General features: G+C 73.7%; 13 protein-coding genes and 3 tRNA genes. 11 read left to right on the top strand and 5 right to left on the bottom strand.

What is annotated here, in order from left to right:
• Positions 1-60: 60 nt before the first annotated feature.
• The 10 genes from amrb99_RS36685 to amrb99_RS36640 all read left to right on the top strand — a co-directional run bounded on the left by amrb99_RS36685 (position 61) and on the right by amrb99_RS36640 (position 4793).
• On the top strand, positions 61-276 hold the full coding sequence (locus amrb99_RS36685) for a hypothetical protein (protein WP_190865056.1): 216 nt from the start codon (positions 61-63) through the stop codon (positions 274-276).
• Between the two features lie 46 nt (positions 277-322).
• Positions 323-784 carry a hypothetical protein gene (locus tag amrb99_RS36680; RefSeq protein WP_190865054.1) on the top strand — a complete coding sequence of 154 codons (462 nt, stop codon included), beginning with the start codon at positions 323-325 and terminating at the stop codon, positions 782-784.
• A gap of 202 nt (positions 785-986) precedes the next feature.
• Positions 987-1391 (top strand): hypothetical protein, encoded by a 405-nt coding sequence (locus tag amrb99_RS36675; RefSeq protein ID WP_190865052.1) that lies wholly within the window; start codon positions 987-989, stop codon positions 1389-1391.
• Positions 1392-1570: 179 nt separating this feature from the next.
• A complete protein-coding gene (locus tag amrb99_RS36670; RefSeq protein ID WP_190865051.1) occupies positions 1571-1942 on the top strand; it encodes a hypothetical protein in 372 nt (123 codons plus the stop codon).
• 86 nt (positions 1943-2028) lie between these two features.
• A complete protein-coding gene (locus amrb99_RS36665) occupies positions 2029-2787 on the top strand; it encodes a cellulose binding domain-containing protein (protein ID WP_190865048.1) in 759 nt (252 codons plus the stop codon).
• Positions 2788-2809: 22 nt separating this feature from the next.
• Entirely contained in the window at positions 2810-3574 is a 765-nt protein-coding gene (locus tag amrb99_RS36660; RefSeq protein ID WP_190865047.1) for a fumarylacetoacetate hydrolase family protein, read from the top strand.
• A 55-nt stretch (positions 3575-3629) separates the two neighbouring features.
• Positions 3630-4262, top strand: coding sequence for a DUF2461 domain-containing protein (locus tag amrb99_RS36655; protein ID WP_190865045.1), 633 nt, complete (start codon positions 3630-3632; stop codon positions 4260-4262).
• Between the two features lie 104 nt (positions 4263-4366).
• Positions 4367-4438 (top strand) — tRNA-Gln (locus tag amrb99_RS36650).
• A 22-nt stretch (positions 4439-4460) separates the two neighbouring features.
• Positions 4461-4533: transfer RNA gene (locus amrb99_RS36645), tRNA-Glu, on the top strand.
• A 187-nt stretch (positions 4534-4720) separates the two neighbouring features.
• A tRNA-Glu gene (locus tag amrb99_RS36640) sits at positions 4721-4793 on the top strand.
• 2 nt (positions 4794-4795) lie between these two features.
• On the opposite strand, the gene amrb99_RS36635 is transcribed toward amrb99_RS36640, so the two are convergent.
• The 4 genes from amrb99_RS36635 to amrb99_RS36620 are packed head-to-tail and all read right to left on the bottom strand — an operon-like array spanning position 4796 to position 9450.
• A complete protein-coding gene (locus tag amrb99_RS36635) occupies positions 4796-6961 on the bottom strand; it encodes a hypothetical protein (protein WP_190865043.1) in 2166 nt (721 codons plus the stop codon).
• Positions 6942-7595, bottom strand: a complete 654-nt coding sequence (locus tag amrb99_RS36630; RefSeq protein WP_190865041.1) for a hypothetical protein — start codon at positions 7593-7595, stop codon at positions 6942-6944. The genes amrb99_RS36635 and amrb99_RS36630 overlap by 20 nt, the downstream gene beginning before the upstream one ends.
• On the bottom strand, positions 7592-9127 hold the full coding sequence (locus tag amrb99_RS36625; RefSeq protein ID WP_190865039.1) for a PrsW family glutamic-type intramembrane protease: 1536 nt from the start codon (positions 9125-9127) through the stop codon (positions 7592-7594). The genes amrb99_RS36630 and amrb99_RS36625 overlap by 4 nt, the downstream gene beginning before the upstream one ends.
• Positions 9124-9450: a hypothetical protein gene (locus amrb99_RS36620; RefSeq protein WP_190865037.1), complete on the bottom strand. Its 327-nt coding sequence runs from the start codon at positions 9448-9450 to the stop codon at positions 9124-9126. Before amrb99_RS36620 ends, amrb99_RS36625 begins: the two co-directional genes overlap by 4 nt.
• A gap of 412 nt (positions 9451-9862) precedes the next feature.
• On the opposite strand from amrb99_RS36620, the gene amrb99_RS36615 reads away from it, so the two are divergent.
• Positions 9863-10315: a helix-turn-helix transcriptional regulator gene (locus amrb99_RS36615; RefSeq protein ID WP_190865035.1), complete on the top strand. Its 453-nt coding sequence runs from the start codon at positions 9863-9865 to the stop codon at positions 10313-10315.
• A 43-nt stretch (positions 10316-10358) separates the two neighbouring features.
• Here amrb99_RS36615 and amrb99_RS36610 read toward each other — a convergent pair whose 3' ends face one another.
• On the bottom strand, positions 10359-12629 hold the full coding sequence (locus amrb99_RS36610; protein WP_190865033.1) for a sialidase family protein: 2271 nt from the start codon (positions 12627-12629) through the stop codon (positions 10359-10361).
• Positions 12630-12725 lie beyond the last annotated feature (96 nt).

Genomic DNA, 12725 nt, shown 5'->3' with positions numbered 1-12725 from the left:
AAGACATATGTAGAACTAGCAGACGGGTCGGCCGGACCGAACCTGTCGGAAGGAGCCGACATGGCTGCGTCAGTGACCGTCTACCTGTGGATCCTCGTTCCGCTGACGGTGTTCGGGGCCCTCGTGATCTCGATCGTTCTGGCCGGGCGGAGGTTCAACTCCACGGTCTTCCGCGGGCAGGGGCCGCAGTGGTCGAACCGTCAGGGCCTGTTCGTGAACGTGGTCGACCCGGCGCTGCCGGTCGGCCGCCGCCAGAAGAGCCGTACCAGCACGTGATCTCCGTCGCCGCGTGGGCGGGACGCCGAGCCGAGGAGAGGTCGAGGTGGAAGAGAGCGGGACACAGGCACCGCCGGTCGGTGCGGCGCCAGGGGAGTGGCGGGCGGTGCGGTTCGGCGAGCGGCCGACGGCGGGGGCGTACCCGCGGCTGGTGCTCACCCCGGTGCCGGCGGACGGCGCCGGGGTCCGCCCCGGCGGCGCCCGTACCTGGAGCGCCGCGCACGGGCGGGGTGCGGCATGGAGGGCGTCGGCCGCCGCCCGGGGACCGGGCGTCCCGGGGACGCCCGGCGCCGTGTGGGCGGTCGCGGCCGGGCTCGCGGTCCTCGTGATCATCGAGGCGCTGGGCCGGCGGGCGAGCGCGCCGCGCGGGCTCACCGCGGCGTGCTCGGCCGCCGCCTTCGCGGTCGCCGTCGCTCCCGGCCTCACCGCCGCGGCGTCCGCGCGCCGCCGGTCCGAGACCGCCCGGACCGGGGCCCGCGAACCCGAGGTCGCCGCGCCGGCGGGCTGAGCGCGCCGGTCCCGGCGCCGGCCGTGGGCGGGGGCCTGCGGGCCGCTCGTGACCGCGTTGTCAGTGACGGGGGAGACGGAAGGGAGGCAATGGGCCAACGGGTGAGTTCATGCTGTCTTCATGTGAAGAAAATTGCGCTGAAACGGGACATAAGTGACTTGATCCCTCATACTGCAATCAAGCGGAAGAGAGGGATGTGCTAGTGACCGGCCACGTTCAGCCCCAGGCTCACCCGGACCCCCACGTCGACGCCACCCGCGGATACATCACCATGGTCAGCGACGCGCTCCAGGCATCGGGGACGCTCTTGGCGGACGTGTGGCTCGATCCGTCCCACCCCCGCGACGCCACCTTCCTGCTCGGCGCCCGGGCGGTCGTCTGGACCGAGACGGACGGCTTCGTCGTCGGCGAGTTCGTCTCCGGCGCCCCCGGCGTCCGGACCGTCCTGCGCGACCCCGTCGCTCTCGGCGGCGGCGCGCTGCCCGACCCGCTCGCCCTCCCGTCCCTGCTCGCCGGGGCCGGCGCGGGCGCACTCGTCCGGCCGCGCTCGTACGACGACGGGCACGACGGCTTCGACGAGGCGCTGGCGCGGTTCAGGGTGGGGTGAGGCGGTCGTTCGAACGGACGAGGGTCTTTTCGCTCCTGACAACCGGTCAGGTGGATATTTCAACAAAACCGGCTAAAGCGGTGGCGGATTTCGGGCGCCGCCGCCACCATGGTTCGCGCACGGCACGCGTGAGGTTCCCGCGCGCCGTGGACCCGCAGCCGAACGACCGGAGTGATCGCATGCCTGTCCGACCCTGGAGTCCCGAGGACCTCGGGCGTCCCACGGACGGATCCTGGGCCGACGTCGCGTTCGGGCTGGGCGAGATCTACGAGGACGAGGGCGATCTCGGGCAGGCCGCCGACTGGTTCCGGCGGGCCGCCGAGTCCGGGCACGACGCGGCGGCGCTGCGGCTCGGCGCGGTGCTCGGCCGGATGGCCGACGACGGCGCCGACGGGTCCGCCGAGGACCTGCTCGCCGAGGCCACCCGCTGGATCAGCGGCGCCCAGGACATCGCCACCCCGGACGCGATCGAGCTGATCACCGACATGCTCAACCGGCACCAGCGGCAGGCCGCCCGCCGGGGGCTGGAGCCCGCAGGCCAGCAGTGCTGAGTGGACATTTCCGGCGCCCCCGTCGAACCTGATCGTCGCGCCCGCCGTCGGACTCCATGGGACCCGGTCACAGGGAGGGCGAGGAGTTGAGCGGCGACGAGCCCGGCTACGTGCCTCCTGACCACAAGACCACCGTCGAGTTCGCGCGTCCCGCCGGGCCGGCCGAGGCCGCCGCGACGCCGGCGGAGCCCGGCGAGCCGGAGCCCGAGAGCGCGGACGATCCGGACGCCACGGCACCCGACCGGTCCGAACCGGACGATCGGCTGATCGTTGGGCCGCCGCCTGCCGAGAGCTCTGTGGCGAAGCCGGTGCTCGGCGGGTCAGGTGCGCGGTCGACGCCAGAGAAGGTCGTCGCGTGGCTGCGGCGCTTCCCGGTTCCCCTGACGCTGGTCGCCGCGGTGCTGGTCATGGCCGTGGCGCTGGGCGCGGTGTCGCTGTTCAGCGGAGGCGGATCGGACGGCGAGGAGGACGTGCCCCGGACGCCGGGCAAGACCCGCGTCCCGGCCTCGGGCCGTCCCACGCCGGGGTCGGTGGCGACCGGCAGCGGCATCACCTACCGGCTCGTCCAGCAGGACGACGGCTACTACGAAGGCCGGTTCGTCATCACCAACCGCACCGGACGCCCCATGCGGACGTGGCGGGTGAGCTTCGACGCGCCCGGCGCCGACGTCCGCAGCGTCTGGGACGCCCGGCTCGTCCAGGGCGGGGCCCATCCGGTGATCGAGAACGCCGACGGCGCCGACCCGATCCCGCCCGGCGGCACCCTGGACGTCCAGTTCGGTGCGTCCGGCGTCCCGGCGGCGCCGCGCGCGTGCCTGTTCAACGGCGCCGCATGCGGCTTCTGAGCCGCGTACTAGGCTCTCGACCATGCGTATCGCCAGGTTCTCCACCGACGAGGGCATGTCCTTCGGCGTGGTGGAGGAGAACACCATCGCCGCCGTCGCGGCCCACCCGTTCGGTGACCTGACCTTCACCGGGCAGCGCTTCCCGCTCGCCGACGTGCGGCTGCTGGCCCCGATCCTGCCCAGCAAGGTCATCGCGATCGGCAAGAACTACGCCGACCACGCCCGCGAGATGGGCGGCGAACCGCCCGCCGAACCGGTGATCTTCGCCAAGCCGTCCACGGCGGTGATCGGGCCCGGCGAGGCGATCGCCTACCCGGAGAAGCTCTCCGAGCGCGTCGACCACGAGGGCGAGCTCGCCGTGGTGATCGGCCGCATGTGCCGCGAGGTCCCCGCCGCCCGCGCCGCCGACGTCATCCTCGGCTACACCTGCGCCAACGACGTCACCGCCCGCGACCTGCAGAAGAAGGACGGGCAGTGGACGCGGGCGAAGGGCTTCGACACCTTCTGCCCGCTCGGCCCGTGGATCGAGACCGAGGTCGACCCGTCCGACCTCGCGATCTCCACCACCGTCAACGGGGAGGTCCGCCAGGAGGCGCGCACGTCGCTGCTGCTGCACGACGTCCCCAGCCTGGTCGAGTACGTCAGCCAGGTCATGACCCTGCTGCCCGGCGACGTCATCCTCACCGGCACCCCCGCCGGCGTCGGACCCCTGGAGATCGGCGACGAGGTCACGGTCACCATCGAGAACGTCGGCGACCTCACCAACCGCGTCGTCGCCCGCGACTGACCCCGCTGTCGTACGGCGTCCCTAAGCTGGGGGGCGCCGTACGAAGGGGGAGGTCATGGCGTTCACCGGCTTCAGCGGCGAGGCGTTCGAGTTCTACGAGGGCCTCCTCGCCGACAACAGCAAGTCCTACTGGACGGCCAACCGCCGGGTCTACGACGAGCACGTCCGCGGCCCGATGGCCGACCTGTGCGCCGAACTCGAGGAGGAGTTCGGCGCGGTCAAGCTGTTCCGCCCTTACCGCGACGTCCGCTTCAGCAAGGACAAGACGCCCTACAAGACCCACCAGGGCGGCCACAGCGGCGGCTTCTACGTCCAGATCGACGCCGACGGCCTGATGGTCGCCGGCGGCATGTACGCGCCCACGCCGGAGCAGCTCCGCGGCTACCGGGCCGCCGTCGACGCCGACTCGTCCGGCAAGCGGCTCCAGGCCATCGTGGACGACCTGCGCGCCGCGGGCCTCGAGATCGCCGGGGACCGGCTCAAGACCCGTCCGCGCGGCACTCCCGAGGACCACCCCCGCCTGGAACTGCTCCGCCACCGCTCCCTCTACGCCCACGAGGGCTGGCCCGTGGAGCCCTGGATGTCGACGCCCGAGGTCGTCACCCGCGTCCGCGACGCCTGGCGCCGCCTGCGGCCCCTCGTCGAGTGGGGCGACGAGCACGTGGGCCCGCCCGATTTCAGCCGCTGATCCCGCCCGCCGCGGCAATCGTTTTGGTCGCTGACCCCGGCGTCCTGTATTCTCTTCGAGGCGCGAGCGACCAGCCGGAAACGGCCGGGAAGCCCGTACCGCACTGGGGTATGGTGTAATCGGCAGCACGAGTGATTCTGGTTCACTTAGTCTAGGTTCGAGTCCTGGTACCCCAGCTCCGTCCACTGTCGTGGACAGGCCCCCGTCGTCTAGTGGCCTAGGACGCCGCCCTCTCAAGGCGGTAACGGCGGTTCGAATCCGCTCGGGGGTACGTTTCCGAGGCCGTGTGCTCGGCGAGGTCGACTCGCTCCCGCACACGGCCTCGTCGCGTTCACCCGGGGGCTGGACCCGCCGGGTACCTCCGGGTACGCGATGGTGGAATTCGGTTCGAGGTGGGGGTCCGGGTCCGGTAAGCTGGGCGAGGCCCGAGCGGGAGACCGCCAAGGCCGACAGTCCTTGCCCCCGTCGTCTAGTGGCCTAGGACGCCGCCCTCTCAAGGCGGTAACGGCGGTTCGAATCCGCTCGGGGGTACATCAGGGAGAACGCGACCGCGGATCCGATCGGACCCGCGGTCTTCCGCTTTCCGGGGCCGGGTCACGAGGCCGCCGCCTACGGCCGGAGCCGCCGCGGACGCCGAAGGCCACCACGGCGAGCGCGACCACGATGATCACCGCGATGCCCTCGCGGCCGGACGCGAACGCGCGGACGGTGCCGGACGTCCTCGACCACAGCCCGTCGTCCGGTGTTCCGGCGCTCGCGCCCATCCAGATCGAGCCGTCGGCGGCGGACGCGGGGCCCGCCGCCGACGCCCGCACCGTCCGCGGCAGGTCCGGATGCTCGCGCTTCATCCGCTCCGCGCCGACGGCGCTCATCGGGATCCTGCTGAAGTCGACGCCCCCGGTCACCAGCTGCCGCACCACCCGCATGCCGCCCCTGTCGACGGTCTGGGTGTAGCTGAAGTCGCCGTTCTGGATGGAGCGGACGTAGGAGTCGTACACCTGCCGGGGCGTCCAGCCGTCCTGGAGCTCCGCCAGGCCGATGTTCCCCGAGCCGATCAGCTTGTCGAACGACGTGCGGTGGCCGTCCTGGTGCCGCTTGCGGATCCATTGCGCGACGATGCGGGCCAGGAACGCGCGGCGGATGGGAGCGTATTCGGGGGCTGTGTTGACGGCCTTGACGATCGCCGGCACGACCATCCGCTGTTCCAGTTGCTCGTTGCGCGCGTCGCTCGCCGGATCGGAGACGCAGGACAGCTTGCCCGCGTTGGCGATGTGCTGCGCCTTGGCCTTCACCGCCAGATCGGCCTTGAGGATGTAGAGGGACGAGCCGTCCTCGCGCACTTCGACGTCGCCGGGGACGATCCACATGCGGGACGAGTAGCACGCCTTGTCGGAGCCGGCGAGCAGCGCGTCCCAGTACCTCGCGCCGAGGTCGGTCTTCGGGTCCAGCAGCTTTCCCTCGGTCCGTTTCATGAGGTAGTCGGCCTCGAGAAGCGCCTTTCCGGCGTCGGTCCGGCCGAGCGCCGGGTCGATGACGCGGCTCGGCTCGTCGGGGTTGAGGTTCACCCAGAACCTGCTCGGATCGAGCACCAGCCACGTCCGCAGATCGGCCGTGCTGCTCGTGACCGCGTCCAGGCCGGACGCGAGGTCGCCGCCCGTCCCGGGGGCCGTCGGCCGGCCGGAGAAGGCGTACTTCACGCCGCCCGAACCCGCGTCGTCCGACAGGTAGCGCATCTGCAGGGTGGTGAAGTCGACGCCGCCGAGCCCGCCGCCGGTGAGGCCCTTGACGACCCCGTCGTTCTCCTCCTCGCCGCCGCACGGCCCGGCCATCGGGTACGCCGCCGGTACTGCGGTCCGCCCGCCGCCGAGGGGAATGCCGATCGACCCGGTCTTGCAGCCCACTCCGAGGTTCTTCTTCGCCTTCGCCTCTTCCTCCTTCGGCTTCTTTATCTCGTAGCCGCCGTTCCTGAACGACTGCCGTTCCTTCTGGAGGGCGGAGTCGCGGTTCTTCTCGTCGTCGCCATGGTTGTACCTGGGGCCGCCGTTCTTGCGCAGCGTCGAGTACTCGCCGTGCTTGGACTTGGCATCGGAGCCGAGGAAGATCGAGCAGCGCTTCTCGCAGTCCTGCCGCTCCGTCTCCAGCGCGTAGACGCGGCTGGTCGGGATCCCCTTCTCCGCGAGCCAGTCGTCCACGATCTCCTCGGAGTGCACGTCCTCCAGCGTTCCGATCTCGACGCGCTCGACGAGGTTGTAGTCCTCGTCGAAGACCAGGAGCGTGATCTTCTCGGGGCGGCCGTTCACCGCCAGGCGCGGGGCGTTCGGCGCGACGGCGTACCGGATCGGGCCGCCGTCGGTCTCGGTGTAGGCGAACGCGGCGATGTTGCGCCCCGGCGACAGCGGGGTGTGGATGGCGAGGTCGCCGGGATCGACGACCTTCGTCGGCGCGTTGTTCTGGGGTGGCGCGATCTTGTCCACGAGGTGGGCGTCGTATTCCTTGATGTACGCCTTGATCGCCATGCCTTCGGCCGTCGTTCCCCAGGGCACCTTGTTGGCCGAGGGGACGGCCTGCGCCGGGCCGTCCTGAGGCGGGGCCGCAAGTGCGCCGGGCGCGGCGAAGGCGAGCGCGGCGGCGAGCGCGGCGGCGAGCGCGGCGGTGACGGCGGCGCCGCGGCGGGAGCGCTCAGGAAGCGGGTGGCGCATCGTCGCCTCCTGGTCCCTGCTCCTGCGGGGGTGCCGGGCGGGGCGCCGGTGGACGGGGTGGTGGCGGGGCGTTCCACGGGCCGGGCGCGCCATAGGGCGGCCGGGCCTGCGGCGGACCGGGGTAAGGCGGCGGGTCGGCGTAAGGCTGCGGACCGGGGTGAGGCGGCGGGCCGTATCCGGGCGGGGGCTGCTGGAAGCCGGGGCCGGGCGGGTACTGCGGGGGCGGGTAAGCCCGTGGCGGTTGGACGGGGTATCCGGCAGGCGGCGCGCCGGGTGGACGGCCCGTCGCCTTCGGGGCGAGATCGAGGCCGGTGGCCTGCAGATAGGCGGTCAGGGTCGGGGACGGGCCGGGACCGCTGGACGGGCCGCCCGCCGTCGCGGCACCGCGCCTGTAGGCGGTGGCCGCGGCGGCGGAGAGGGCGCCGAGCGCCAGAAGCGCGACGATCGTGACGCCGCCGAGCGAGGTGCCGGTCGAGCAGGTGTGGCCGTGCCCGAAATCGTGCTTCCGCAGGTCGAGGGACGGCTTGTAGTCGTAGCTGACGTCGCAGGCGGACGCGCTCTGCGGCGCGAGCGGCAGCAGGAGCCCGGCGGCGAGGACCGTGCCGGCGGCGAAGCGGAGGGCGCGGCGGGTCACGGCGCCGCCTGCCCGGGGTGCGGGGCCGCCGGGGCCGCCGGGGCGGCGGCGCGTGCCTTCAGCCGCATCACTTTCGCGCGCAACGCGTCTCCCTCCTCGCGGGCCGGGCCGTCGGCGTCGTCCATGTGCCGCCAGCGCCAGGCGGCGAGGTCGAGTTGGGCCGCCTGCAGGCGGCTGAGGGCGCGCAGCCCGTTCCATCCGTGCAGGCGCCAGGTGCCGGCGAGGGCCCAGAACCGCAGGGCCGGGTCGATGAGGAACGGCGCCTCCTGCCGGGTGACGGCCGGGCCGGCCGCCGTCTCGGCGGTCACGCCGGCCCGCGCGGCGGCGGTCCTGGCGCGCGTCCCGAGGACCAGCAGCATGGCGGTGACCAGGATGAACGGCGCCTGGGGGAGCAGCCACAGGAACGGCGAGACGATCAGGGTGTCGAACGGGCTCCCGATGTCGACGTGGTCGTGGACGACGTGGGAGAGCCACGCCGACAGGACCTCGGTGGCGATCGCGCCGGTGGACGCGGCGGCGAGGGCGGTCAGGGCGGCGCGCCGCCGCTCGCCGCGCCGCCGCGCCTGGGCGGCGACGCCGATCCCGGCGCCGAGGAGGGCGCCGAACGCCACCTGCCCGCCGAGCAACCCGACGGACTGCCGGATCCAGTACTCGAAGCCGCCGGTCGCGCCGTTGAACGCGCTGAGCGACCCGTACAGGCGGATGAACAGCACGCTCTCGACGAGGTTGTAGCCGAGGCCGATGGCGGCGCCGACGACGAGGCCCGTCACGGCGTCGGTGAGGCGGTGCCGGAACAGCACCAGCAGCAGGACGACGCCCGCCGCGACCAGCAGCGCGTTCACGACGCCGAGGTGCACGACGACGACGTCCATGACGCGGTACTGGTTCTTGAGCTGAGCGGTCAGCGACGCCTTGCCGCCCTTGCCGACGAACCCGCCGACCGTGCCGAACGCGAGGTTGCTCGCGGCGCGTCCGAGGCCGAACACGATCAGCGCGCCCCAGCCGAACGCGACCAGCAGCATCGCGAGTGGGACCCGGGAGAACCGCTGCCCGTGGTGCAGCAGCCAGAGCACGAACGCGGTGCCGGGGACGCAGGCGAGCGCCTGCGCCGGGTACTCCAGGACGACCACGAGCGGGATGAGGCCGAACGGCCCGAGCATCACCGCGATCGTCGCCCAGGTCAGCGCCCGGGCGCGGCGCTCGTCCGGCCGGGTGACCAGCACGAACCCCTGAATGAGCGCCCCGATCGCGATGCCGGCGAGGACCGTCCAGAACACGGCCCGGGGCGTGCCGAGGAGCCGGCCGACCGATCCTCCGCCGGGCGTCTTCTGGAAGATCGACAGGGTCGGCTCGTCCGGCAGCACGTGCGGGCGGACGAGGTTGAGCAGCAGTTCGAGCAGGTACAGCGCGATGGCCAGCCGGACGACCAGGAGCGCCCGCCCGCGGGCCGCCGCGTCGTCGCGGACGGCCGCCCGGAACGCCGCGAGCGGCGCCGGCGCCGGCGCCGGGGTCGCCGGGGGGACGGCGGTCATGGCGCGCCTCCCGGGATCTGCGGAATGCTCGGCAGGGTCGTCGGGAACGACGGCATCTGCGTCGGGAAGTCCGTGGGGAGCTGCGTCGGCACGCCGGTCCCGCCGGGCGGGACGCTGGGGAGCGTCGTCGGCAGGTCCGGCATGCTGGGCCGCGCCGGGGTCGGCATCGCCGGCATCGTGGGCGTCTGTGGAGCGTTGGCGCCGGTCAGGTCGATGACCAGGGCGGCGGCGAACAGTACGGCGCCGGCGAGCGCGCCCGCCGTCAGGAGCAGCAGCTGCGGGCGCGGCGCGCCGGACGCGCCGGCTTCGCGATTGTCGTTCATCGTCCCTGTCGCTTTGTGCGATGTGATGAGGGCTCGTCGCGCGCCGGTGCGGGGAGCGTGATCGGCGTCGCGTTCCGTTGCGTAGGGATCGGGATCCGGGCGGGGGACTGACGGATCGAAGGGTAAGCACGGCCGGTATACGTCGGGAATACGGCCCGCAGCCGGACGGAGCGGCCGAACGGAACGGCCTCGGCCGCCGAGCCGGCCGAGGCTGTCCTCTCTCTCACGGGTTGGGGACCGACGCCGAGCGCGACCATGAGCAGGAAGCCCATCAGGCGGCCGGTCGCCCGCAGGTCCCGGTCGGGTTGCGTGATCGATCCGACACGGAGTGGAACAATGCCTGTGTCCTTGGCTGACGACCTCGCGTACGGTCAACTAAAGTCGTTGGGTCGGCGAGTTCGGGAGGGGCCGGATGGGCAACAAGACGGAAGAGATCGCGCCGGGCGCGACGCTGGCGGACAAGGTCGAGTGGCTGATCCGCAACCTGTGGCCGGCGGACGCCCATCCGCCCCGCAACAACGTCGAGACCGCCGCCGCCATCGCGCGCGCCACGGGGGAGGACATCTCGTCCACCACCGTGTGGAAGCTGCGCACCGGACGCCAGGAGAACCCGCAGCTCAAGACCCTCCGGGCGCTCGCCACCTTCTTCGGCGTGCCGATCGGCTACTTCGGGCGGCCCAGCGAGACCGCCCCCATCGACGAGGACATCACGCTCAAGGCCCTGCGCCGCGACGTCGAGCACGGCATCATCCGCCCCGAGGTCCTGCGCGCCCTCGTCGACCTGTCCCCGGAGGCCCGCTGGGTCGTCGACGAGATGATCCTCAGCGCCGCGGCGGCCGACCGGCGCCGCCAGGCCGCTCCCTGACCCGCGTTCCCGCACCTGCGAACGGCGCCGGCGGTCGCACGGCTCAGGGAAGGGCCGTGTGCCAGAGGGTCGGCGTGTCGCCGTCCATGCCGGTCGCCACCAGGCCCTGTCCTAGTGCGGCCAGGCCGGTGAGGCGCTGGCTTCCCTTTCCCGCGAGGCGGGCCCCGCGCGGACGGGTGATCCGCCACGACGCGCCGTCCGCCGAACTCCACAGCGCGACGTCGTCCGTCCCGGCGGGCGTGCCCGCGAGGACGAACCCGCGCGGCGTCGCCAGGCTCGCCGCCAGCGCGGACGCCGGGACGGTCTGCGCGCGCCACGTCCGTCCCGCGTCGGACGAGACCGCGACGGCGTTGCCCACACCCGTCGCGACCAGCGTGTCCCCGCGCGCGACGACGCGGGTGAGCGGCCCCTGCACCTGCGGCGGCCGCACCGTCGTCCACTTCGCGCCGTCGTCGGACGTCCAGACGGCCGGGGCCCCGTCGCGCTCACCGACCGCGACGTAGCCCTTCGTCACGGCCGCGACGTCGTGCATCCTCCCGTCCCGCAGATCGCCGGAACCGGCCGTCCACCGGGCGAGGTCGTCCGAACGCCACGCGATGGGGGCCTTGTCCGTCGAGCCGACGACGACGTAGCCCGCCTGCCCGTAGGCGGCGCCGGCCAGCGCGCCGTCATCGTCCGCCGGGCCCGCGACGGTGCTCCACGCGTTCGCGTCACCCGACGTGAGCAGCAGCGGCTTCGCCGCGCTCCGTCCCGCCGCGACCCATCCCTTCGGCCCGTAAGCGGCGGCCGCGAGACGCTGCACGCCCGGCCCCGTCAGGCCGGTCCCGCCCGCGCGCGTCCACGCCCGGCCGTCGCGCGTCGTCCAGACGGCCGCCTCGCCCGCGCCGCTGCCGATGGCCAGCGTCACGCCGTTGCCCGCCACCAGCCGCGTGATGGTCCGGTCCGGCGTCACCGCGCCCGGGACGGACAGCAGATCGATGTCCCCGTGGCGCGCGCCCGGCGCCGCCAGGTACGCGCCGGAGTCCTGGTGGCCCGCCACCAGCACGCCCTGCGGCAGTGCCGCCGCCGAACCGGCCTGGCGGCCCTGGTCCGTCCCGAGCCTCTCCACGGACTTCCAGTTCACGCCGTCCTTGCTGCGCTGCGCGGCCACGCGCCCGTCGGTGAGCGGGGTGAGCGCGGCCAGGCCCGCGTCGGATCCGCCCAGCGCGGTGAGGCTGGAGTAGGTGCGGCGGTCGATGGTGCTCGACCGCGTCCAGCCGACGCCGTCCGACGACCGGAAGAACACCGCGAGCGCCCGCTTCTTCGGGTGCTTCGACGACCCGCCCGTCCGGCGCCCCTCGCGCGCCGCGAAGAACCCGCCGGGGCCCGACGTCAGCGCGACGACGGGCCCGTACGACCCGTCGCTCTGCGGGACCTCCGCGCGCGCCCACGTCCGTCCGCCGTCGGCCGACCGCCACAGATCGCCGTTGTCGTTCCGCACGACCAGCGTGGCACCGCTCGCCGCGATGCTCACGGGCTTCCCTTGCAGCGGCGCTTGCTGCCGCTGCCATGCGGCGCCGTCCGAGGACGTCCACAGGACCGCCGCGCCCTGGTTGGTGCCGATCGCCGCGAAACCCGTGGAGGTGGCCGCGACACCGGTGACCTGGTCGCCCGCCGTGAACGCGCCCGCGGCCCCGGCACGATGCGTCCACGTGCGGCCGTCCGCGCTCGTCCACACGGCCACGCCGCCTGGACCGCGTCCCAGTGCCGCCCAGGCGCGGTCGCCCGCCACGACGACCTCCGGCACGTCCTGGGCGGTGCCGCCCTCGTCCTTCACCTTCGCGGTGCTCCACGCCTTGCCGCCGTCGGACGACACGAGGATCTGCCCGCGCGGCGCGTCCACCGTCTCACTGCCGACCGTCACCGCCGTGCCGCCGTGCACCGCGACCGCCGTGACCGTCTGCTCGTGGCCGTCATACAGCGCGGCCGGGACCGCGAACACCTTGTCTGCGGCCTCGGCGCCCGGAGCGTCCTCGTGCCCGCCGCCGTTCCCGCCGTCGCGGACCAGGTAGGTCACGCCACCGGCCACCAGCACCGCGATCGCCGCGACCGCGATCCCCGACCGCAGCCCCGGCCGGAACACGCGGGTGCCGCCGCCTTCCGGTGGTGTGGGCGCGCCCTGCGGCCGGTCGAACACCAGCGGGTCTCCGCCGCGCGCCCGCCCTGCGCCGCCGACCGGCGGCTCCGGCTTTCGGACGCGCGCCTGGCCCGCTGCGGCCGGCGGGCGTGCCGCGTTGTTCTCCTGGCCGCCCGCGCTCGTTCCGGGACGTCCCATGACGGGCTCGCTCGCGGGGCGCGGCCATGGAGCCGCGGCCGGGATCGGCGCCGGGCGCGGCGGCCCCGGGGGTGGCGGCGCGGGCACCGGCTTCGC

Source organism: Actinomadura sp. RB99 (assembly GCF_014706005.1).
Classification (GTDB): domain Bacteria; phylum Actinomycetota; class Actinomycetes; order Streptosporangiales; family Streptosporangiaceae; genus Spirillospora.
This window is presented reverse-complemented; position numbering and strand designations above follow the sequence as displayed.